The organism is Streptomyces marokkonensis, assembly GCF_008312835.1.
In the GTDB taxonomy this organism is placed as follows: Bacteria; Actinomycetota; Actinomycetes; order Streptomycetales; family Streptomycetaceae; genus Streptomyces; species Streptomyces marokkonensis_A.
This window is the reverse complement of sequence record NZ_VSKS01000007.1, coordinates 214,065-235,734: the sequence shown is the minus strand read 5'-3', so window position 1 is coordinate 235,734 and position 21,670 is coordinate 214,065. Positions and strand designations below refer to the sequence as shown.

The window sequence follows — 21,670 nt, the reverse complement described above, 5'->3', positions numbered from 1 at the left end:
GCATGGGACAAAGTGCCGACGTCACCGCCCCGCACAACGGCTGGGCCCCCGGGCCGGAGCACGTCGCCGCGCACGCCGGCAAGGGGGCCGGTCGGGTACTCAGTCGCCGTTGCGGCGAGATGTGTCCGGCCGGGGAGGTGCCGACCGCCGCAGGCTGAGTATCACCGAAGCCGCCAGCACGACGACGACGACCGCGAGACTGACCGGTGAGGGGATCTCCGGAACACCGGGGCTGATCGTCTTGTGGGCCGCCTGGAGGATCAGCTTGACGCCGATGAAACCCAGGATGACCGCGAGGCCGGTGTTGAGGTGGTGGAAACGGTCCAGCAGTCCCGCGAGCAGGAAGTAGAGGGCGCGCAGTCCCAGGATGGCGAACGCGTTGCTGGTGTAGACGACGAAGAGATCGTCACTGACGGCGAGCACGGCCGGGACACTGTCGACGGCGAAGACCAGATCGGCCGTCTCGATCGCCGCGACCACCGCGAGCAGCGGCGTGGCCACGCGTTTGCCGGCTTCCTTGACGAAGAAGTGCGTGCCCGCGTACTCGTCCCGGACCGGAATGGCCTTGCGGAGCACCTTCAGGGCGATGCTCCTGCCGGGATCGAAGCCCCCCTCGTCGCCCTTGAGGAGCTTGTAGGTGCTGTAGAAGAGCACTGCCGCGAACGCGAACAGCACCGCCGTGAAGCGGCTGACCACCGCGACACCGAGAGTGAGGAAGACGCCCCGGAAGACCAGGGCACCCATCACCCCGAAGAACAGGACGCGGTGCTGGTACGCACGCGGCACTCTGAAGTAGGCGAAGATGACGGCGAAGACGAAGAGGTTGTCCACCGACAGGCTCTTCTCCAGCAGCCACGCGGTGGTGTACTCGGTGCCGGCCGCAGCGCCGAGGACGACGAAGACGACGGCGCCGAAGACCAGGGCGAGACCCACCCACAGGGCGCTCCAGCCGGCGGCCTCCTTGAAACCGATGACGTGTGCGGTGCGATGGGCCAGCAGGTCCACCACCAGCGACACCACCACTGTCGCGGCGAACACCACCCACAACCAGGGCGGGACCTCGAGCACGCCCGTCACCCTCTCCGCGGCCGCGGCGACACCGGCCCTCACTCAGAAGTGTCCGGCATGTCACCGCACCGGGCGACCGCGGAGGAACGGCACCCGGACGGACCGTCTTGCCGCAACGGCAAGAACGCGTGCCGGATCGCCGTGGGCCGGTCGACACTCGGACGCGTTCCCGGCAGAAGGAGACCTTGATGAGTGCCACCGACGCGGTCAGGTTCTGGGACGGCATCCACGCCGCCCGCCCCGCGGTCACCGACCCCCGGCCGAACGTTCGCCTCACGGAGGTGGTCACCGGCCTGCCGCCCGGCGACGTGCTGGACCTCGGCTGCGGCTCCGGCGGGGACGCGCTGTGGCTCGCCCGTCGGGGGTGGCGGGTCACCGCCGTCGACGTCTCGTCCGTGGCGGTCGGGCGTCTCACCGGGCTGGCCGTCTCACACGGTCTGGACGAGCGGATCGCCGCCCGGCGGCACGACCTGCGTACGTCCTTCCCGGACGGCCGGTACGACCTCGTCTCCGCCCACTACCTCCACACTCCCCTGGACCTGGACCGGGCGTCCGTGCTGCGCGCGGCGGCGCACTCCCTCCGGCCGGGTGGACGACTGCTGGTCGTCGACCACGGTTCGACCGCTCCATGGTCGTGGGACCAGGATCCCGACGTCCGGTATCCGGCCCCGCGGCAGGTCGCCGAGGGGATCGCCCTGAACCCGGCGACGTGGACGGTCGAGCGGGCCGACTCGCCCCGCCGGATCGCGACCGGACCGGACGGGAACACCGCCGAGGTCACCGACCACGTCCTGATCGTCCGCCGTACGGCCTGACCCGACCCCGCACCACGAGGAGGCAGCATGTCCGCCGCCCCGCGCCGCCGAAGCCGCGGCGACACCCCACCGCCCCGCACCGGAAGCAGTGAGACCGAGGTCCTGCGCGGATTCCTCGACCACCTCCGCGCCTCGGTCTCCGCGAAGGTCGAGGGCGCCCCCGAACCGCAGGTCCGCACTGCCCAGGTCCCGTCGGGCACGAACCTGCTCGGGCTGCTCAACCACCTCACCTGCGTCGAGCGGGCGACGTTCCTCGGGGAGCGGGTGACCGACTGGCAGGCGACGTTCCACGCCGCGCCCGCGGACGGCGTGGCCGACGTCGTCGCCCGTTACCGGGAGACGGTCGCCCGGGCGGACGACGTCCTCGACGGATGCACCGACCTCGGCGCACCACTGCCCCGTCCCCGGCCGAACGGCCCCGCGCCCAGCGTCCGTTGGGCACTCACCCACATGATCGAGGAGACCGGGCGCCACGCCGGTCACGCGGACATCCTCCGCGAGCTCCTCGACGGCACGACCGGACGCTGACGACCGGTGCGGCGGGGGTTCACCCACGGAGGGATGCCGAGGTCACGGCGGGCCTACCCGGACGTCGTGAAGCGGGTCCGCCACAGGTCGCGGAGCAGCGCCGTCTCGGCCATGTGGTGGATGAACTCCAGGTTGGCCCCCGCCAGCACGGTGACGTAGGGGCACTCGGCGTCGTTGCTGTACGGGTACTGCGAGAAGCCGACCGTGTCGAGCTGCTCCTCGGTGACGGAGGCGACGCTGTCGCGCCAGCGGTCGATCGACGCCCAGAACCGCTCGAGTGCCAAAGCGGCGGAGGGGGTGAAGTCGACCAGCAGGTTCGGCTCCTTACGCTCGCCGAAGGTCCACTCCCACTGGCCCTCGAAGCAGGAGTGCAGATGCCCCAGCCGCCACGCGATGGTGGTGACCGGGGAGGTGTCCGGCTCCGGTGTACCGGTGTGCGCGAGGACCTGCTCGACCCGCTCGGCACTGACGCTCCAGTCATCGGCGATCTTGGCGACCGTCATGCCGTCGGCGGCCTGCCGGGCGACCTCCGCGTACTCGCTCGCCGGGATGTCCGGCGCGCCCTTGTCGAGCACCCACTCCCCCGGCCCGAACGCCCTGGGTGTCGCCGCCTCGCCCCGGCGCCGGATCGACCAGCAGCCGGGCACCGGCTCCCACAGGTACTCGTCGTCGCTCAGTGTCGTCAGGCGGACCTCCGCCATCTCCCGCGCCTGGTCGAACTGGTCGAGCAGCAGGCCCAGCCGGTCGGTTCGCGCGCCTTCGATCTCCATGCCTGGCCCCTTCGCGGTCGCGCCAGCGCCTCGCTGCGCTGAACTGCACCGGAAACTAACGGCTCACCGCTCCGGGGCGCGACCGAATTCCCGTGGTCAGGCGGGCTCGGGGGTGGGGCCGGTGTCGGGAGTGCCGACGGTGTGGACGTCCTTGACCTTCACCTCGGTGACACCGCGGCCCTGGGGGAACACCGCGCGCCGGTCGCCGATGACGTGACGTTCGTCGGTTCCCATCGCTCGGACGACCATCAGGCCGTCCTCGTACGCCCGGTGGGCCGTCGGCCACAGGTTCACGAAGGCCTGCGACCGGATGATGTGCGTCCAGTCGGTGCGGTACAGCTCCCGGTTGCAGTTCGGCTCCCCCGGCGTGGACACGAACTGAGACGACGCGGTCCAGGCACCGTGGGACGCGGGGCCACCCCGGTCTCCCTCACGGCCACCGGATCGAGCCGGTGAGCAGGACCGGCTGAACCGTCGGCGCACCGTGCACGTAAGAAAGGTGCGGACGGGCGTACGCCCGCGCCGCACCGACCCGTGCAAGGAGTACGCAGCGATGAGCACGACACGCCTGACCGACCGGCTCCCCGACCACCAACCTCTCGTCCTGGGCCTGTTCCGTATCGTCCTCGGCGTGTTGTTCACCAGCGAGGGCGCCGCCACGGTCTTCGGTGTGCTCGACAGGAAGGCCAGCCCCACCGGTGACTGGCCTTTCTGGTACGCGGGCCTGATCGAGCTCGTCTGCGGTGTCCTCGTCCTCCTCGGCGTCGCGACCCGCAGCGCGGCGTTCCTCAGCTCGGGAGCCATGGCCTTCGCCTACTTCACCGAACACCAGCAGGACGGTCTCTTCCCCCTGCAGAACGGCGGCCTCGCCCCGGCACTGTTCTGCTGGGGCTTCCTCCTCCTGGTGTTCTTCGGGCCGGGCGCCCTGGCCCTGCCGGGCCTGCTGCGCCACGGTGACACCGCCGCCGGCCGTCCCGTTCCGCACCCCGCTCGGCCCGCCTCCGGGGAGGCCCGCTGACCCGGCCACCGACGGCGGCCGACCCTCACCACCGCGGAGCGGCCCACTCCTGGCGTCCGCGCCCGTCATGGTCGACGCCGACGACATCCTGACGCCACCGCGCACGACCGCTCTGCACCGCGTGATCCCGGAGCCCCGGCCCGCCGATGTCCCGTGAACGTCCCTCGTCGGGCGCACAGGCATTCGCCACCGGTATCGGGGCAACCGGCACCTACGGCAACTCACGTGGACCGAAGCAGAGATGAGTGTGATGACATGTCTTTCCCGGAACACCCCCCGACGCGAACGGACTCCACGCAGACGCCTCGTGACACGGGCGTGAGCCGGGGCAACGGACTGGCGATCGCGGCACTGGTTCTCGGCGTACTGGCGGTCGTCCTCTTCTGGACCGTCTTCGGCGGATTCCTGCTCGGGCTCCTGGCTCTGGTCTTCGGCATCATCGGCGCCCGCAAGGCGCGGGGCGGCAGAGCCCCGCACGGCACGATGTCGATCGTCGGAGCGGTGCTCGGCGCGCTGGCGATGATCGCCACCGCCGTGATCATCGCGGTCGGGGCGTCGATCCTCAACTCGGACGAGTTCAAGGACTTCGACGACTGTGTCCAGCAGGCCGAGACGCAGAGCGAACGTGACGCGTGCGCCGAGGACTTCAACAGGGACGTCAACAACTGACCGGGGACGGTCCGCGACCGGTGCCGGCCGATGAACGGTGCCGCCGGTCGCGGACCGGCGGACGGCCGTGGTGGAGACGGCGCAGCAGGCTCGCGGGGTGCTCTCCGGACGGAGGGCACCCCGTCGTCGCCGGGCCACCGCGGTCGGCCTCGGACAGTCCGCGGCCGACTTCCGCGGACCGGGCGCGTCACCCGGACGGGCGGTACGAGCGGGCGAACAGCACAACGTCCAGCCGACGCGGCAGGCGCCTCGCCAGGTCGCGTAGGACAGTAGGACCATGAACCGTCACCGACGCCCGCCCCGACGTGCCCCGTGGATCGCAGGGGGCGCCGCCCTGCTCGTCCTCGGCGGCATCGGCGTGTGGGCGTTGGTCGCGCAGGACGGCGGCACTCCCGGCCCCACGCCCTCGAGCTCGACCGACTTGTCCCTTCCCACCTTGGACCCTCTGCCGTCCTGGACGTTCGGGACAGGGCCGTCGAGCACCTCACCGGGGACGCCCGCACCCACGCTGTCCTCCGCACCGGCGACGTCCCGCCCCCGGGAGACGGCCCCGCCGAGCCGGGGACCCACGACGCGACCCGCGCCGGAGAGCCGGCGGCCGCAGGCAACCGAGCCGCGGGTGCCGGGCGAAGGACCGGCCACCCGCCCGGCACCGCTGCCGGAGAGCCGACAGCCGCAGGCAACGGAACCGCGGGTGCCGGGCGAAGGACCGGCCACCCGCCCGGCACCGCTGCCGGAGAGCCGACAGCCGCAGGCAACGGAACCGCGGGTGCCGGGCGAAGGACCGGCCACCCGCCCGGCACCGCTGCCGGAGAGCCGACAGCCGCAGGCAACGGAACCGCGGGTGCCGGGCGAAGGACCGGCCACCCGCCCGGCACCGCCCAGCCGGGAGGCCGGGCCCCGTCCCACCGCGCCCGACGGCCCGGTCGCGCAGCCCCCGCGGACGAGACCCGCATCGACACCGGCACCGGCGCGGTCCCCCGGGCACGAGCCGTCGGCGCGGCCCACGGCACCCGCGCCCTCGCCCGCGCGTCCGAGACCGACGGGGACGCCGACGACGCGACCAGGGCCCTCGACGCCCGTACCGCCGCCACCCGCCCGGACTCCCGCCCCGCGGCCGACCGCGCCGACCGCGACGCCCGCGACGCCCGCGACGCCCGCGCCGACACCCGTACCGCCGACGCCGCCTGCCGCGACGTCCGTACCGGCGTTCCCCCATTCAAAGCGCCCGACGACCGGACCGACGACCGGCGCGGAGAAGCCGGTGACCACCACGTGGTACACCTCTCCGGCAGCGGTGGCCGCCGCGCGGCGGATGGCCGCCGGCGGGACGGTCGGTGACCCCGCCTGTTCCCTGGCGGCCGTCGGCCGACCGGACCCCGCGCTGGTTCCGCGGGACAACCGCATCGGCATCGGGAGCCACGGCGGCTACTGGTGCCTGATCCGGTGAGACGGCCGCCGGTGACCGGCGCGGGGCGCGCCCGTCAGGGCACCGTCCGCGTCACGCCCCTGCCGGTGTGCCGAGCACGTACGGGGCGAGGATGTCGGCCACCGTCCGGTTGCGCGGGGCGGGGACGCCCAGCCGGTCGGCGAGGTCGGCCACTCCCCCGCTGAGCCAGGGCAGCTCGAGGCGGTTGCCGTTCTCCAGGTCGTTGTGCATGGAGGACGTCATGTCCGCGGGCAGCGTGTCGCAGAAGGCCAGTTGCCGCTCGGCGAACGTGTCGTCCAGCGGAACACCCGACGCCTGCGCCAGGGCCACGGTCTCCTCCATGATCTCGCGCAGCAGTGCCCGCGAACGGTCGTGGGAACGAACGACACCGATGGGCCGGCGGACGGCCGCCGTGGTGGCCGACAGACCGACGAGGAAGACGAACTTCTCCCAGATCACCCGGTCGATCCCGGCACTGGTCTCCGCGTCGATGCCCGCCTCGCGGCAGGCGGCCAGAAGGTCGCCGACGACGGTTTCCTGGCTCGCGTGGCGTGCGCCGAAGACCATCTTCTGCAGCGCGCCGTTGTGTCTGACGACACCGGGTTCCTCGATGAAGGCGGAGATGAAGCACACTCCCCCGAGGACGGACGTGTCGGGCAGGTGGCGGCGGAGGACGGTGTCCTTGTGCACCCCGTTCTGCAGCGAGAGCACCGGGGCCGTTCCCACGTTCGAGGAGGCCAGTTGCCCGGCCACGTCCTCGGTGTCCCAGAGCTTCACCGCGACGACGACCAGGTCCGCGGCACCGAGTCGGGCGACGCTGTCGACGAACGCGTCGGGTGAGGTGCGCACATCGCCCAGGGGGCTGCGCACCAGCAGCCCCGAGCGGCGTACGGCCTCCAGGTGACGGCCCCGGGCGACGAACGTGACCTCGTGGCCCGCCGCGGCCAGCCGCGCTCCGAAGTAGCCGCCGACTCCACCGGCCCCGACAACCGCTATACGCATGTGTGCCCACCCTTTTCGACAACCGTCCGAGAGGTTAACCCGCCTGCCCCGTCGAGCGCCTGCCCGGGCAACGGGGCGACAGGGCACGGCACGGCGTAGGCTGCCCTCGGCACGAGCGCGGCTGGGGTGGGGGGCACGGAATGGCTGGGGCGGCTCCGAGGTGGGCATCCGTTCTCGATTCGGTGGTGGTGTACGCGCAGGGCGCGCTCTGCCGTCGCCTGGCCCGGGGCACGGTGCCCGCGGACGGGCAGGTGCGGGTGACGGGGCTGCCCCGCTCGCTGGATGCGGACTCGTTGCGGGCCCGCGTCGTCGACGCCTCCGGAGTGCGTGTCACCGAGGCCCGGGTGGAGGTCGAGGCCGAGCCGCAGGAGGCCGGCCAGGCAGGCGAGTTGCTGCGCGAGGTGGAGCGGTTGCGTGACGACTGCGACGCGGCGCGGGGCCGCCGGGACCGGCAGCTGACCCTGATCGGGGAGATCGGTGCGCTGCGTCCGGTGCCGCCCGCCCGCAGGAAGGACGACCCGCATCGACGTACTCCGGTCGACGCGTGGCTGGACCTCTCCGATTTCGTCGACGAGCGCCTGACCGGGTTGCACGGCAGGCTTCGCGAACTGGAGGAGGAACTGCGCCGGGTCGAGCACGAACTCACCGTCGCGGTGGACAGGCTCTCCCGTGCCTCCAGCGACGCGCCGTCGGCGCACGTGGCCACCTCGTTCTGCGCGGTCCTGACACTCGACGGTGCGACTGGGGCCGAGGTCGGGGTGGAAGTGGAGTACGGGGTGCCCGGCGCCGTATGGGTGCCGGCCTACCGTCTCGCTCACCGTCAGGGCGCCCAGGACGGGCGCCTGTTGCTGCGGGCCTCGGTCGCCCAGCGCACGGGCGAGGACTGGACCGGGGTGCGTATCGCCCTGGCCACCGCCGACCTGCGCCGTCGCACCGAACTGCCCCGGCTCCGCTCCGTCCGTATCGGACGCAGCCAGCCCGCACCCGCTCCGCCGGGCTGGCGTGAGCATCCGGCGGGGCTGGCCGGTCTTTTCGCCGGTTACGACGCGGCGGGCCCCCGGCCGGGAAACGACGCCGCGCCCCCGATGGCGGGGGCCGCTCCCGCGCCGGGTCGGGTGCCGCCGCCACCCGTGATGGCGGGCTACGGCGGGTCGCCCACCGCGCCGCCGGTTCCCGGTGGCGCGGAAGGACACTTCCCGCAGGCCTTCGGCAGCGGTGCGGAGGACCTCGCGGCGCGGCCCAGGCCCCGGCCCGGCGGCAGGCCGCGCACCGGCGGCGGGCCCGTCGCGGCCCCGGCCCCCGCGCCCCCCGGAGCAGCCCCGCCACCGCCCGCGATGCCCGCGGCCCCGCGCGCGTCCGCGCCGCCGGCGCCCGTGGCCGGGCCGCCCCAGCCGGACGGCGCCGAGCTGGACTACAGCGCGCTCGTCCTGCGCGGTCCGGACGAACAGGACGGCCGCCGGGGCCGGCTGTTCCCCTGCGGCGGTTTCGACCCGGTGACCGCCGAGTACCGGCGGCGCGCCGAGGCGGTGGCCGCGCTGCCTCTCCCCGGACAGACCGTGCGGCCCCGTGAGTCCGCGGGTTCCTTCGACCACCGATTCGATGCCGCCGCCCCCGCCGACATTCCGTCGGACGGCACCTGGCACACCGTCACCGTCGGTGAGATCCCGGTCGGCCTGCGCACGGAGTACATCTGTGTGCCGGCCGTGGAACAGACCGTGTACACGACGCTGGTGCTCTCCAACGCGACCGAACAGGCCCTGCTCGCCGGCCCGGTGGAGGTCATCGTCGACGAGGACTTCCTGCTGACCTCCTCCTTGCCGACGCTCGCGCCGGGCGGTGTGTGCCGGATGGGGCTCGGGCCTGCCGACTCGATCGGCGTCACCCGCCGTACGAGCCTGCACGAGTCGACCGCCGGTCTGCGCAACAACGTCACCGTGCTCGACCACCGCGTCCACGTGGAACTGGCCAACCGGCTGGCCGTGCCGGTCTCCGTCGAGGTGCGCGAGCGCGTGCCCGTCACGGCCGAGGCGGACGTCCGGATCGAGGAACGGGCCGACTGGACGGCGCCCGAGGACGGCGACGGCCCGGAGCGGCATGTGCCGGGCACGCGTCTGTGGCGGGTCGAGCTGCCCGCCGGTGGCACCGCCGCTCTCGACGGCGGCTACGAGATCCGCATCCCCGCCGGAAAGGCCCTCACGGGCGGCAATCGCAGGAGCTGACACACAGGCATGTCTACGTCATCGGAGCCGATCCCCCTGATTCCCCTGCCCGTCACCGCCGTCACCTGTACGGAGGACCGCGCTCACATCGAGCGGACCGCGGTGCTCGATCTGGAGGCCGGCACCCAGCGGCTGTTCCTGGGACCGGTCAGCGCGCTGGCCGTCGACCGTACCCTGCACGCCGAACTGACCGGCGGCCATCCGGCGACCGTGCTGGACGTGCGGATCGTGCGGAGCTGGACGCCGCGCGGGCCGCGGCCCGACGACGACGACTCAGCGCTGCGCCACCACATGACGGGCCTCGAAGAAGAGCGGTCGGATCTGGAGCAGCAGCGTGACCGGCTGCGGGCCCGTCTCGATCTGCTCGGCCGGCTCGCCACCGATCTGCTGCGGGAGATCTCCGAGGGAGCCGGCTCCGGGGAATCGGAAGGGGACCGGTGGGCCCGGGAGCTGGACCGGGTGGACGGAGAGCGCGACTCCCACGGCGAGCGGCTGCGCGCCGTGGAGGCGCGGCTGACCGGCATCGCCGCCGAGCTCTCCGAGACCCAGCGGGCCATGGACCTCTCCGAGACGGCGCCCGCGGAGCTGGCCGGTCACCTCGAGCTGACCGTCCGGGCGCCGGCCGCCGGGGAGGCCGAGCTGCGCCTGACCCACCTCACCCCGTGTGCGCTGTGGCGGCCCGCCTATCGGGCCGTGCTCGACGGGGAGCACCTGAGGCTGGACACCGACGCGATCGTCTGGCAACGCACTGGCGAGGACTGGTCGAACGTGCGACTGACCTTGTCGACCGCCCGTTCGGCCTCGGCCGCGGAGCCGCCCCGGTTCGGTGAGGACCGGCTGACGCTGACGGACCGCTCCGCCGCGGAGCGCCGTGCCGTCCATGTCGACCTGCGCGAGGAGGAGGTCGCGGAGCTCGGTCCCGTCCCCGTGCTGGGGCTGCCGGGAGTGGACGACGGCGGTGAGGTACGGGTGCTCCACTCCCCCGCCCCGGTCTCCGTGCCGGCGGACGGCCGCGCCCACCGTGTTCCGCTCTCCTCGTTCACCTCGTCCGCACGGAGTGAGTACGCCTGTTCGCCCGAGCTGTCGCCCCTGGTCAGCCAGGTGGTGCGCTTCGACAACCGGTCCGGTCACGCCCTGCTGGCCGGCCCCGTCGACCTCATCGGGGACAGTGGCTTCCGCGGGCGCGGCACCCTGGACTTCACCGCCCCCGGCGCCCCCGTGGACCTCGCCTTCGGCAGCCGGGACGACCACCGGGTACTGCGGCACACCGAGGAGACCCGTGACACCGCCGGGATCACCCAGCGGACCGTCCTCACCCGGACCGTCCGGCTCGACCTCTCCCGGTTCTCCGCACCCGGCGAGAGCGACGACAGGGTGATCGTCCTCCGGGAGCGCGTCCCCGTCTCCGAGGTCTCGGCGGTGGAGGTGCGCGTGCGCCGGGACGCCTGCTCGCCCGTGCCCGACGCGATCGACGCGGACGGCATCGTCCGCTGGGACGTCCCGCTTCCCCCCGGCAGCCGGCGCACGGTCACCCTGGTCTACGACGTCTCGGCGAGCAGCAAGGTCACGGGCCTCTGAGTCCGCCTCGACGGGCCCGGTGGGGGCGGTGGCGTGCTCAGCCCACCGCCGCCCGGTAGGGGCGGAAGAAGGCGCGCAGTTCCTCCGCGTAGAGCTCGGGCTCCTCGAACGGGGCGAAGTGGCCTCCGCGCGGGGGTTCGCTCACATGGACGACGTTCGCCGTGCGTTCGAGCCACGCCCGCGGCGGCCTGACGACGTCACCGCGGAACAGTGAGAACCCGGACGGCACCTCGACCCGGCGGGTGAGCCGCTCGGGCGGGATCGCGGCGTTCGCGTGATACATGCGCATCGACGAGGTGATCGTGCCGGTGAGCCAGTAGAGCGTGACGTTCGTGAGGATCTCGTCCCGGGTGAAGCTCCGTTCGACGTCGCCGCCGCAGTCGCTCCAGGCCCGGAGCTTCTCGACGATCCACGCGGCCAGCCCGGCCGGCGAGTCGTTGAGCCCGACACCGGCGGTCTGGGGCCTCGTGCGGTGCATCGCACCGTAGGCACCCTCACTCGCGGACCAGGCGGCGACGTCGTCGAACCAGTCGCGCTCCTCGGCCGTGAGGTCGGCGGGGTCGCCCGTGAAGACGGGCAGCCCGGCGTCCGTGCGGTGGACGGCCACGACCCGGTCGGAGTGGTCGAGTGCGAGGTAACGGCTCACGTGACTGCCCATGTCGCCGCCCGCCGCCCCGAACCGCTCGTAGCCGAGGACGTCCATGAGCCCGGCCCACAGACCGGCGACGGCGACGGAGTCGAGCGGCGGGCCGGTGGGGCGGTCGGAGTACCCGTAGCCAGGCATGTCGGGTACCACCACGTCGAACGCGTCGGCGGGGTCGGCTCCGTGCGCCCCGGGATCGGTCAGCAGGGGGACGACCTTCGAGTAGCGCCAGAACGAGTCCGGCCAGCCGTGGCTGAGGACCAGGGGCAGAACGGGGCCGGCCGGCGCGACGGCCCGGGCGTGCACGAAGTGGGTGCCGAGTCCACCGAGCCGGACCCGGAAGCGGGGCAGCCGGGCCAGTGCCGCCTCCTGCGCCGTCCAGTCGAAGCCGTCCGCCCAGTAGGCGGTGAGGTCACGCAGGCGGGCGACGTCGGTGCCCAGCGACCAGCCGGCGTCCTCGGGCGCGTCCGGCCAGCGCGTCGCACGCAGTCGTGCGCGGAGGTCGTCGAGTGTCGCGGGATCGGTGCGCGGGATGAACGGTTCCGGGCGGGGCCGTGCGTCCGACATGCCTCGCACGCTAACGCGGAGCGGCCGTCGGCCGCGGTGGTGACCCGCTCGGATTCCGCCCGACAACCGCCTGTTACCGGGGGTAGGAAGCTGCCGCCTCTTGCTATACAGTTCGTCAGCAAGCGGTGGCTGTTACCCGTGGTAAATGTGCACGGTCCCGACCCGAGGAGCCCTCAGCATGGCCAGCAGCACCTCTCAGCCGGAGGCCCGTAACCTGCCCTCCGACGACGGCGTAGCCCGGCGGCTGCTCGACTCTTCCGCGCAGCTCTCCTACGACCCGCTCACCGAAGTCGACTGGGACACGCCCCTCGACACGAGCTACCACGGCGCCAGTCCGGAGTGGAGCACGCTCTACGGGACGGCGTACTGGACCGAGTTGACCGAAGCGCAGCGCAGGGCGCTGACGCGCCAGGAGGCCGCGTCCGTGGCCAGCACCGGCATATGGTTCGAGATGATCCTGCAGCAGATGGTGCTGCGGGACATCTACGCCAAGGACCCGACGGACGACTCCGTCCAGTGGGCGCTCACCGAGATCGCCGACGAGTGCCGGCACTCGATCATGTTCGCCCGCGGCGCCAGGAAGCTCCAGGCCCCGGCGTACCGCCCGCACCGGGTCGCGCTCGAACTCGGCAGGATCTTCAAGACCGTTGCCTTCGGCGAGGCCGCGTACGCGGCGATCCTCGTCGCCGAGGAGGTCCTGGACGTCATGCAGCGCGACTGGATGCGCGACGAGCGGGTCGTGCCCTTCGTCCGCACCATCAACAACATCCATGTCGTGGAGGAGTCGCGGCACATGAAGTTCGCCCGTGACGAGACGCGCAGGCACCTCGCGCGCGCGGGGCGGCTGCGCCGCCGGATCCACGCCGTCCTCATCGCCGTCGCGGCCTACGTCATCGTCACCAGCATGGTGAACCGGAAGGTCTACGCGAACGCCGGCCTGGACGAGGACCGCGCGCTCCGTGAGGCGAAGGCCAACGAGCACCACAAGTCGATGATGCGCGCGAGCTGTTCGGGCCTGATGGAGTTCCTGGCCTCGGTGGGGCTGCTCACCCGGCCCGCGCTCTTCTTCTACAAGCGCGCCAACCTCGTCTGACGATCCCCACCCTGCACCTGTACCGGCCTACAGCGGAGCGGACGACCATGGCCTTCGCGATCACCCAGACCTGCTGCAGCGACGCCACGTGCGTGTCCGTCTGCCCGGTCAACTGCATTCACCCCACGCCCGAGGAGCGGGCCTTCGGCAGCACCGAGATGCTGCACATCGACCCCAGGAGCTGCATCGACTGCGGTGCCTGCGCCGACGCCTGTCCGGTGGACGCCGTCTTCCCGGTCGACCGGCTGCCGGACACGCAGCGGGAGTACGCGCGGATCAACGCGGCCTACTTCGAGCCCGGCGGCGCGGACTCCGAGGAGGACGCGGAGACGCCGGCGCGGGAAGCCGCGGGGCCGGGCCCGAACTTCCACGCCTGGGGCGAACCGGCCTTCGACCGGGTCCTGCCCCCGGACTTCGGGCCGCTGCGGGTCGCTGTCGTCGGCACCGGTCCGGCCGGCATGTACGCCGCCAAGGACCTGCTGCTGCACACACGGGCCGAGGTGACGCTCATCGACCGGCTTCCCGTGGCCGGCGGGCTCGTCCGGTACGGCGTGGCGCCCGACCACCCGGCGACCAGGAAGGTGGGCGAGACCTTCGCCCGGTTCCACACCCATCCACGGGTGCGGATGTACCTGGGCCTCGATGTGGGCACCGACGTGACGGCGGAGGAACTCGCCGCGCACCACGACGCGGTGATCTACGCGGTGGGCGCCGCCACCGACCGGCGGCTCGGTGTCCCGGGCGAGGAACGGCCGGGGTGTGTCTCCGCGACCACCTTCGTCGCCTGGTACAACGCGCATCCCGAGGTCGCGCCGGACGCCGTCGGCCTGTCGGCGGAGCGTGTCGTCGTGATCGGCAACGGCAACGTCGCGCTCGACGTCGCCCGGATCCTCGTGTCCGACCCGGAGACGCTGGCCGGCACGCAGATCGCCGGTCACGCGCTGGCGGAACTGCGCCGCGGCACAGTGCGCGAGGTGGTGGTGCTCGGGCGCCGCGGCCCGCAGCACGCGGCGTACACCAGGTCCGAGTTGCGGGCCCTGAGACATCTCCCCGGGGTGGACCTGGTCGTCGACGACCACGATCCGCGCATCGGCGCCGCGATCGATGCCGCCGCGCCGCGGGACAAGGCGGCGGTGCTGCGAGGGCTTGCGCGGGAGACCGTCGACTGGTCGCTGTCACCGGGCGCGGGCGGACGGCGGCGCATCGTGTTCCGCTTCCTCTCCGCCCCGGTGGAGGTGTGCGGGGGCGAGGACACCCGTGCCGTGCGGGTCACCGGCGGCACCGGGGACCTGGAGATCCCGGCGGGCCTGGCCCTGCGGGCGGTCGGCTACCGCGGGGTGCCCCAGGAGGGGCTGCCGTTCGACGAGACCACCGGGACCGTGCCGAACGAGCGCGGACGGGTGACCGGCAGGCCGGGGGCGTACGTCGTAGGCTGGAGCAAACGCGGGCCCTCGGGCGGTATCGGCGCCAACCGCGCCTGTGCGGCCGAGACCGTGGGCTCCCTGCTGGCCGACGCGGTGGCCGGCACGCTGCCCGCGCCGGCCGGCGGACCGAAGGCATTCCGCCGCCTCGTCCGCCGCCGGCGCCGCTGACTCCCCTCGCGGGTCTCCTCCGGCCGCGGGGGCTCGCTCCGGCAGGGCGCCGGGCTCGGGCCCTACGGTGAGGGGGGAGCGCTTCGTCCGGCAAGGGAGAGACAGATGTCCGAGCAGACGACCGACGTGGTGAGAGCCGCGTTCCGGTACTACCGGGCGCAGGACCGGGACGCGGCGTTCGATCTCTATGCCGACGACTTCTCGTTCACCAGTCCGCGGGACGACCACATCGACAAGGCCGCGTTCTTCGAGCGGTGCTTCCCCACTGCTCAGCGGCTGACCGAGCAGCGGTTGCTGCACGTCACCCCGGCGGACCGGGAGCTCGTCCTCGTCCTCTACGAGTACGGACTCGCCACCGGCGGCCGGTACCGCAACATGGAGGCGATCAGGGTCCGCGACGGGCTGATCCGGGAGGTACAGGTCTTCTTCGGCGGCGCGGTATGAGGTGGGCGGGGCATCTCGTCAGCCCTGGCGGGCCCCCGTCCTCATCGTTCCTCGCGGAAGATCACGTGCTCGCCGACGACGGGGTCGTACTTCCGCAGGACGAGCCGGTCGGGGTCGTTCAGACGGTTCTTGCGGGTTACGTAGGTGACCCCCGTACCGGCCGCCGACTTCAGCCTGACGACGGGCCGCGCGGTGCTGCGTGCCATGGGGTGCTCCTTCCGCCACTGGCCGATCCTTTTGACTCAGGCATGCCGGCTCACTGAGCCGCAACAGCGTCGGCGGACCCGGTATTCCGTGCCCGGAGGCGTTTCGAGCGGGAAGGCGACGGGTTCCCCGGTCAGCCGACCGGTGCCGGACGCGGACTGTCCCGGTGCGCCCAGGCCCCGGTCCGCAGCGCCACCTCCTCCTCAAGCGGTCCCGGACCGCCAGGAACCGTCCGGCACCAGGGCGCCGTCTCGCCCGGCTCGATGCCGCCACCGGGTGGCTCCCGAAGACACGTCCCGTCGAACGGATCACGCCGGCGCAGGAGAAGCACGCGATGGGCGGCGTCCGGACAGAAGACGCGACGGGCCGGTCTGACGCCTCCATCGCACTCACGCCATGCGGAGCTCGGAATGCCGATCAATACCCGGGCCGCGTTGATCGGCGTGTCACGTCAGGCGCGGCGCGCGGCCCAGACCGTGCGCTCGGTGCGCACGCTCAGATCGCCGCGGCGCAGGATGCTGCGCGGGCCGTCGGTGTCGAGCAGGTGGTCGAGGGCCGTGAGGTCCCCGGCCGACAGGACGGAGGCCACGCCGGCGCGCACGCGGCGCAGACTGCTGAGCGCGTAGCGGCCCACGGCGTCGGAGCGGGACGGACCGATGTCGACGGTGACGGTGCGTTCACCCTCGATGGTGAACCCGGCTTCGACGAGCCCGGATCCCCAGTCGGCGCCCCGGTGGCGCACGTGTGCGGCGTGGCGGCGGCCGAGTGCCGCGTGGCAGCGATCCTCCAGACCCGGAGCGGCTTCCGGAGCGTCCCCGGGCAGGAACCGGGGGAAGTCGGCCAGCTCGACAACGGCGAACAGTCCACCCGGGGCGAGCAGTTCGTACACCTTGCGCAGAGTGTCGGCGGGGTCGGCCATGTGGTGCAGGGAGGCGGATGCCCAGACCAGCTCCGGTTCGCCGAGCCCGGGCCACACCGGCGCGTCGAGGTCCGCCTGCACGAGGCGCACACGGTCGGCCGCGCCGGCCGCCGCCACCTTCTGCTGCAGACGGTGCAGGTGGGCGGCCGAGGAGTCGACGGCCGTCAGCTCGGCCTCGGGAAAGCGCTCGAGCAGCGCGAGGGCGCCGGCTCCGGTTCCGCAGCCCAGGTCCACGATGTGGCGAGGGGCGGGCCCGAGCGGCAGCCAGGCGATGACGGACGCGTGGTGTTCGGCGAGTACCTCCGCGTCCAGGTCCAGTATCTCCGCCTGGTCGCCCGCGTCGAGCCCGGGCTCGTGCCGGTGGACGGAGTGCGTACCGTGGGGCGTCCGGTGCGAGGTGGGGTGGTCCATGCGCCCAAGCTAGGCGGGCCGCCCGCGGGTGGCCCTCCGGATCCCGGAACGCGCAAGACGATGGCCGATCGCGCTGCGGAAGACGCAAGGCGGGGGCGTGAGGGGTACGCCATCCGGTCGTGGAGCCAGGAGGTTACCGTCTCGCGCGGATCGCGCCGCGAGACCTGGGACGGAAACTCGCTACCGCGGTGGCCGGACGGCACGAAAGACTCGTCCCATGGCGGACACGAGCGCGTTCCGGGAGGCGGTCACCGCGTGGGCGGCCGGTGGCTCCGGTGACGCGGCGCGCGAGCTGGCGGCGCGACTGGACGTCCGGACGGTCGTCCTGCTCGAAGGGCTGAGCGACGCCGCGGCGGTCGACGCGCTGGCCGCGAGCCGTGGCAGGGACCTGGCGGGAGAAGGAATCTGCGTGCTGCCGATGGGCGGTGCGATGAGCGTCGGGCGCTTCGCCGGCCTGGTCGGGCCACCCGGCCTGGGCCTGCGCCTGACGGGACTGTGCGACGAGGCGGAGTACGGCTATTACGCCCGCGGCCTGGACCGGGCCGGTGCGGACGGGCAGGGGTTCCACGTCTGCGCGGCGGATCTGGAGGACGAACTCATCCGGGCACTCGGCGTGCAGCGGGTGCGGGAGATCATCCGGGCGGAGGGCGACGAGCGCGCCCTGCGGACCTTCCTGCGCCAGCCCGCACAACAGGACCGCACGCCGCAGCAGCAGCTCCGGCGCTTCCTCGGCACCAAGAAGGGGCGCAAGATCCAATACGGCCGCGCCCTCGTCGAGGCCCTCGGCCCCGACCGCGTACCCGCCCCGCTCGACGGCCTGTTCGCGAGCCTCTGACAGCCGCGACCGTCCTCGCCGGCTGTCCCTGTACGGCCCGCACCACCTCCGACCGGTCAGTCGCCCTTGATCGTCACGGTGACGGGCGTGCCGGACTCAACGGTGCGGCTGACCGTGCAGAGACGGTCGTGGGATGCCTTCACCGCGCGGGGAAGAATCGCGCGGGCCCGGTCCGCGCCCTCACCGTCCGGGAAGGCGACGTCGAACGTGACCACGAGGTTGGTCATGCGGTTGCCCAGTTCGTCGCTGATCTTGTCGCCCGTCACCGAGACCGAGAACGCGGCGGGCTCGGCGTGGCGGGCGGTGGCCACGTCGACGTCCGCGGCCGTGCAGCCCCCGATCGCGGCGAGCAGGAGCTCGACCGGGGTGAATTCGGTGGTGGGGCCGTCGTCGGAGGCGGTACCGAAGTGGAGGGTGCCGCCGCGGGCGTTGGTGGCGACGAAGTGGCCGGTGGCGGTTCGCTCGACGACGACGGAACGCTTGGAGTCTTCGCTCATGTGCCGACAGTAGTGGTACGTGCGCGTACCCGAGAGCACCGGTGGTCCACGCGCCGCCCGGGGCCGCCCGTGAGACGGTGGAGCGAAGGCCCTGGCGACGGCGGGCCTGGCACACGGCCACGTCCTCGCGGCGTCGTGGGAACTTTCGTCGTCTCGTGATCAGCCGCGCTCAGGAGGCCGAAGATGGGCGAGATGATCGACGCGGGCGGAACGGAGTTCTGGGTCGAGCGCCGGGGCGAGGGGCCGGACGTCCTGCTGATCGCCGGACTCGGTGACGTCGCCGAGGCATGGCAGTCACAGCTCGACGGTCTCGCGGACCGCTACCGGCTCACCGCGTTCGACAACCGCGGTGCCGGACGCACGCGACTGCCCGAAGGGCCCCTCTCGGTGCCCCGGATGGCCGACGACGCCGCCGCGCTGCTGCGTGCGCTCGCGGTCCCGGCCGCTCATGTCGCCGGTTTCTCGGGCGGCAGCTTCATCGCCCAGGAACTCGCGCTCCGGCACCCCGGGCTCGTCCGCAGTCTCGTCCTCATGAGCACCTGCGCCCGCCCCGACGCCTACTTCCGCCGGATGACGGACTTCTGGCACTGGATGGTCGAGCGGGCTCCCGGCGAGCGGGCCATGCTCGAGGCGTTCTACCTGTGGGTCTACACGGCGCGTGCCCATGCCGACGGCACCGTCGACCGGTTCGTCGAGGAGGCGCTGGCCTTCCCGCACCCGCAGTCCGCCGACGCCTTCCGGCGTCAGCTCGCCGCGTTCGCGGGCCACGACACGCTCGACCGGCTCCCCGGCATCACCGCGCCGACTCTCGTCCTCGCCGGGGAACTCGACATCGCCACGCCGCCGCGCCTCGGCCGCGCGGTCGCCGAGAGGATTCCGGGCGCCGAGTTCGAGATGATCCCCGGAGAGGCGCATCAGCCCTTCCAGGAGGCCGCCGACGTGTTCAACGCCCGTGTCGACGCCTTCTGGCGAGAGGTCGACGCGGCAGCCGACTCGTAGGCGCGCCTCAGTCGGGGCGCCGGCCGGTACCGGGACGGGCTGTCCGCGCCGGAGCACCCGCGCCAGCGGATCGACGCCGCCGCGCTGGTGTCCGCCCCCTTCAGCACGGCCCGCGCGCACGGGACGCGGGGCCGGGCGGCCGGCGCCGGCCGGAGGTGGGAGCCGGAACGGAGACCGTTGCACGGTGGCTGCCGGAGACTGCGGGTGCCGAGGAGGTGGCCGCCCTGGACAGGGACACCGCGCTGGAAGCGACGGGTCGGGTCGACGCCGGCGTCGTGGAGAGGCCCTGGCCTGCCTCGCCTCGCCTCGGCTCGCCGAGCGCGGGCCGGGCACGGCGCTGGCCGACGGACGACGCGAGTGACCGGGCGCGGCCGGCGCCCCGGTCACCCGAGGTCCGCGGCGGGGGCGGCAAGGGCGTCCAGCAGCAGGTCCGGCGGGAGAGCCGGCACCGTCCGGCCGCGAAAGCCCGTGGTCGTCGTCGCCGCGAGCAGGGAGTTGAGCACCGCCTCCTCCACCCCGTCCAGGACCGCTTCGAACAGCGGGCCCAGTGCGGCGTCCGCAACGGGGTCGCCCGCGTCCGGTCGCGTGCCGAAGGCCACGGCGTAGTCACCGCTGCCGTGGCCGTAGGCCGCGCCCGTGCGCGCGAGGGCGAACACGGCCCGCCGCGCGACACGGGTGAGCTGCCGGGCGTCGATCGGGGCGTCCGTGGCCACCACGATCATGCAGGAGCCGGTCTCCGTGTCGGGCGCCCGGTCGTCGGGCGCGAGGCCCAGGGACTGCGGGGTGACCGTGCGGCCGAGCACGCGCAGGGTGCCGCCGAAGTTCGCCTGCACCAGCACGCCCACGGTGCAGCGCCGGTCTCCCAGGTCGGGCGTGCGCGAGGCGGTGCCGATGCCGGCCTTGAATCCGAGGGCGACCGTGCCGGTGCCGGCGCCGACGCAGCCCTCGGCCACCGGCCCACCGGACGCTCCGTCGAGGGCGGCCCGCACGTGCTCCTCGTGGACGGGCCGTGAGCGGATGTCGGACAGGAAACCGTCGTTGCACTCCCCCACGACGGGGTTGAGGCTCTGCGTCCCCTCGCATCCGGGTTGCCGGAGCATCCAGCCGACGAGGGCGTCGGCGACGCGGAACGCCGACAGGGTGGAGGTGAGCAGTACGGGGGTCTCCAGCGCGCCGAGTTCGGTGAGCTGCGTCGTGCCGATGAGTTTGCCGTAGCCGTTGCCGGTGAACACGCCTGCGGGCAGGGGTGAACGCGGGCCCACTGCGCCGGGCACGACGGCGGTGACCCCGCTGTGCACATCGGGGTGCCTGCGGACGCTGGTGTGGCCCACGCGGACGCCCGGCACATCGGTGATCGCGCCGAGAGGACCGGCGGGGATGCGTCCGACGACGATGCCGAGGTCACGGGCCCTGCGCCGGACGTCCGGCGCGGACGGGGGATGAGGCAGTGGATCCATACGGCCGGACGTTACACAGGTGCCCGGCGGCTCCATGGCCCCCGGCGGCATCGGTGTCACGGTCCTCCCTGACCAGCATCCCGGCGTACGGCGAGATACCGGTCGAACGCCTCGCGGGCGTCTGGGACGAACGCCTCGTGGCGGACCAGTTCCCCGAGTTCGGGCTCCGTGAGCCAGTCGTGCCAGGCGATCTCATCGGGGTCGGGTCTGACGGGCCCGGTCACGACGACCTCGTGCAGGCCGAGCCAGTAGGGGCTGATCGCCCCCGCGCACCTGAACTTGAACACGAAGGCCGGGCGGGCCCGGACACCGAGTTCCTCCGCCAACTCCCGCGCCGCGGCCTCTTCGTAGGACTCACCGGCCTCCACGGCGCCTCCCAGCATCCAGTTGAACCCGCCCGGGAACCGTGAGGCGTCGTGCGGCCGGCGGTGCACGAGGGTCCGCCCGGTGGGATCGCGGCACACGACCGTCGCGATGCGGTGCAACCATCCCCGGCGGATCGCCTCACCCCTGCTGACGACGGCGAGGAGCTCGTCCTGTTCGTCGACCCGTTCGACAAGTTCACCCATGGGTCACACCCTGCCGGACGGCACTGACACCCCCTCGCGTCGTCCGGTCAGCCGCGGGCGATCCACTCGTCCGGGCCGCCGCCGCGCCATTCGACCCGTGCGGACCGCCGCATCCAGTCGTCGTCGACGTCGTCCAGTCCGGCCAGGCGCAGGAACTCCACGACGTCCAGCAGCCCGTACGCCATCCCCAGGAAGTGGGTGCCCGCGCGGACGCGCCGGCCGCCGTCCTCGCCGGGTGGGTAGATCACGATGGGCTGGTCACTCGCCATGAGACCAGCGTGCTATGGGTGGCATCCGAGCGCATGCGGGGCGCGTCCGGGCCCGTGGACTGTCCAGGTCCGCCG

The 21,670-nt window shown here is 73.1% G+C and carries 23 protein-coding genes and 1 pseudogene; 12 read left to right on the top strand and 12 right to left on the bottom strand.

The window, feature by feature from the left end; translation table 11 throughout:
- Positions 1-99 precede the first annotated feature (99 nt).
- Positions 100-1,068 carry a TerC/Alx family metal homeostasis membrane protein gene (locus F1615_RS14990; RefSeq protein WP_149549463.1) on the bottom strand — a complete coding sequence of 323 codons (969 nt, stop codon included), beginning with the start codon at positions 1,066-1,068 and terminating at the stop codon, positions 100-102.
- Positions 1,069-1,256: 188 nt separating this feature from the next.
- Here F1615_RS14990 and F1615_RS14985 point away from each other — a divergent pair, with 188 nt between their 5' ends.
- Complete coding sequence (locus tag F1615_RS14985; protein WP_149549462.1) at positions 1,257-1,883, top strand: class I SAM-dependent methyltransferase; 627 nt, start codon at positions 1,257-1,259, stop codon at positions 1,881-1,883.
- A gap of 27 nt (positions 1,884-1,910) precedes the next feature.
- On the top strand, positions 1,911-2,411 hold the full coding sequence (locus F1615_RS14980) for a DinB family protein (protein ID WP_149549461.1): 501 nt from the start codon (positions 1,911-1,913) through the stop codon (positions 2,409-2,411).
- 53 nt (positions 2,412-2,464) lie between these two features.
- On the opposite strand, the gene F1615_RS14975 is transcribed toward F1615_RS14980, so the two are convergent.
- The gene (locus F1615_RS14975; protein ID WP_149549460.1) at positions 2,465-3,181 is read right to left on the bottom strand and encodes a DinB family protein; all 717 of its coding nucleotides are present in this window, start codon (positions 3,179-3,181) and stop codon (positions 2,465-2,467) included.
- Between the two features lie 96 nt (positions 3,182-3,277).
- Positions 3,278-3,565, bottom strand: a pseudogene (locus F1615_RS14970) (transcriptional regulator); the annotation flags it as partial.
- A gap of 169 nt (positions 3,566-3,734) precedes the next feature.
- Between F1615_RS14970 and F1615_RS14965 the strand changes: the two are divergent.
- The 3 genes from F1615_RS14965 (at position 3,735) to F1615_RS14955 (ending at position 6,318) form a co-directional block, all read left to right on the top strand.
- Positions 3,735-4,199 (top strand): DoxX family protein, encoded by a 465-nt coding sequence (locus tag F1615_RS14965; protein ID WP_244328741.1) that lies wholly within the window; start codon positions 3,735-3,737, stop codon positions 4,197-4,199.
- 255 nt (positions 4,200-4,454) lie between these two features.
- The gene (locus tag F1615_RS14960; RefSeq protein WP_149549459.1) at positions 4,455-4,868 is read left to right on the top strand and encodes a DUF4190 domain-containing protein; all 414 of its coding nucleotides are present in this window, start codon (positions 4,455-4,457) and stop codon (positions 4,866-4,868) included.
- Between the two features lie 1,264 nt (positions 4,869-6,132).
- Entirely contained in the window at positions 6,133-6,318 is a 186-nt protein-coding gene (locus tag F1615_RS14955; protein ID WP_149549458.1) for a hypothetical protein, read from the top strand.
- A gap of 51 nt (positions 6,319-6,369) precedes the next feature.
- Here F1615_RS14955 and F1615_RS14950 read toward each other — a convergent pair whose 3' ends face one another.
- A complete protein-coding gene (locus F1615_RS14950; protein WP_149549457.1) occupies positions 6,370-7,299 on the bottom strand; it encodes a ketopantoate reductase family protein in 930 nt (309 codons plus the stop codon).
- 140 nt (positions 7,300-7,439) lie between these two features.
- On the opposite strand from F1615_RS14950, the gene F1615_RS14945 reads away from it, so the two are divergent.
- Entirely contained in the window at positions 7,440-9,518 is a 2,079-nt protein-coding gene (locus tag F1615_RS14945) for a DUF4139 domain-containing protein (RefSeq protein WP_149549456.1), read from the top strand.
- 9 nt (positions 9,519-9,527) lie between these two features.
- Entirely contained in the window at positions 9,528-11,096 is a 1,569-nt protein-coding gene (locus F1615_RS14940; protein ID WP_149549455.1) for a mucoidy inhibitor MuiA family protein, read from the top strand.
- 37 nt (positions 11,097-11,133) lie between these two features.
- Here the strand turns inward: F1615_RS14940 and F1615_RS14935 are convergent, their stop codons facing one another.
- On the bottom strand, positions 11,134-12,306 hold the full coding sequence (locus F1615_RS14935; RefSeq protein WP_149549454.1) for an epoxide hydrolase family protein: 1,173 nt from the start codon (positions 12,304-12,306) through the stop codon (positions 11,134-11,136).
- Positions 12,307-12,484: 178 nt separating this feature from the next.
- Here F1615_RS14935 and F1615_RS14930 point away from each other — a divergent pair, with 178 nt between their 5' ends.
- The 3 genes from F1615_RS14930 to F1615_RS14920 all read left to right on the top strand — a co-directional run bounded on the left by F1615_RS14930 (position 12,485) and on the right by F1615_RS14920 (position 15,435).
- Positions 12,485-13,399: an AurF N-oxygenase family protein gene (locus F1615_RS14930; protein WP_149549453.1), complete on the top strand. Its 915-nt coding sequence runs from the start codon at positions 12,485-12,487 to the stop codon at positions 13,397-13,399.
- A gap of 47 nt (positions 13,400-13,446) precedes the next feature.
- Positions 13,447-14,991 carry an FAD-dependent oxidoreductase gene (locus F1615_RS14925; RefSeq protein ID WP_149549452.1) on the top strand — a complete coding sequence of 515 codons (1,545 nt, stop codon included), beginning with the start codon at positions 13,447-13,449 and terminating at the stop codon, positions 14,989-14,991.
- A 105-nt stretch (positions 14,992-15,096) separates the two neighbouring features.
- Positions 15,097-15,435 (top strand): nuclear transport factor 2 family protein, encoded by a 339-nt coding sequence (locus tag F1615_RS14920; protein WP_149549451.1) that lies wholly within the window; start codon positions 15,097-15,099, stop codon positions 15,433-15,435.
- Between the two features lie 41 nt (positions 15,436-15,476).
- Here F1615_RS14920 and rpmG read toward each other — a convergent pair whose 3' ends face one another.
- From rpmG to F1615_RS14905, 3 genes are all read right to left on the bottom strand, one after another.
- Positions 15,477-15,641, bottom strand: a complete 165-nt coding sequence (gene rpmG, locus F1615_RS14915) for a 50S ribosomal protein L33 (RefSeq protein WP_149549450.1) — start codon at positions 15,639-15,641, stop codon at positions 15,477-15,479.
- Positions 15,642-15,772: 131 nt separating this feature from the next.
- Positions 15,773-16,060, bottom strand: a complete 288-nt coding sequence (locus F1615_RS36295) for an NUDIX hydrolase (RefSeq protein ID WP_280118895.1) — start codon at positions 16,058-16,060, stop codon at positions 15,773-15,775.
- Positions 16,061-16,090: 30 nt separating this feature from the next.
- The gene (locus F1615_RS14905; RefSeq protein ID WP_149549449.1) at positions 16,091-16,969 is read right to left on the bottom strand and encodes a class I SAM-dependent methyltransferase; all 879 of its coding nucleotides are present in this window, start codon (positions 16,967-16,969) and stop codon (positions 16,091-16,093) included.
- A gap of 217 nt (positions 16,970-17,186) precedes the next feature.
- On the opposite strand from F1615_RS14905, the gene F1615_RS14900 reads away from it, so the two are divergent.
- Positions 17,187-17,804, top strand: a complete 618-nt coding sequence (locus F1615_RS14900; protein WP_149549448.1) for a TOPRIM nucleotidyl transferase/hydrolase domain-containing protein — start codon at positions 17,187-17,189, stop codon at positions 17,802-17,804.
- Between the two features lie 56 nt (positions 17,805-17,860).
- Here F1615_RS14900 and F1615_RS14895 read toward each other — a convergent pair whose 3' ends face one another.
- On the bottom strand, positions 17,861-18,301 hold the full coding sequence (locus F1615_RS14895; RefSeq protein WP_149549447.1) for an OsmC family protein: 441 nt from the start codon (positions 18,299-18,301) through the stop codon (positions 17,861-17,863).
- A 183-nt stretch (positions 18,302-18,484) separates the two neighbouring features.
- Between F1615_RS14895 and F1615_RS14890 the strand changes: the two genes are divergently transcribed.
- Positions 18,485-19,300 (top strand): alpha/beta fold hydrolase, encoded by an 816-nt coding sequence (locus F1615_RS14890; RefSeq protein WP_149549446.1) that lies wholly within the window; start codon positions 18,485-18,487, stop codon positions 19,298-19,300.
- A gap of 383 nt (positions 19,301-19,683) precedes the next feature.
- On the opposite strand, the gene F1615_RS14885 is transcribed toward F1615_RS14890, so the two are convergent.
- Genes F1615_RS14885 through F1615_RS14875 form a run of 3 tightly spaced genes read right to left on the bottom strand, consistent with a single transcriptional unit; the run spans position 19,684 to position 21,595 of the window.
- Positions 19,684-20,757: a P1 family peptidase gene (locus F1615_RS14885; RefSeq protein ID WP_149549445.1), complete on the bottom strand. Its 1,074-nt coding sequence runs from the start codon at positions 20,755-20,757 to the stop codon at positions 19,684-19,686.
- 56 nt (positions 20,758-20,813) lie between these two features.
- Positions 20,814-21,326, bottom strand: coding sequence for an NUDIX hydrolase (locus F1615_RS14880; RefSeq protein ID WP_149549444.1), 513 nt, complete (start codon positions 21,324-21,326; stop codon positions 20,814-20,816).
- Between the two features lie 47 nt (positions 21,327-21,373).
- Positions 21,374-21,595, bottom strand: a complete 222-nt coding sequence (locus tag F1615_RS14875) for a hypothetical protein (RefSeq protein ID WP_149549443.1) — start codon at positions 21,593-21,595, stop codon at positions 21,374-21,376.
- Between the last annotated feature and the right edge of the window lie 75 nt (positions 21,596-21,670).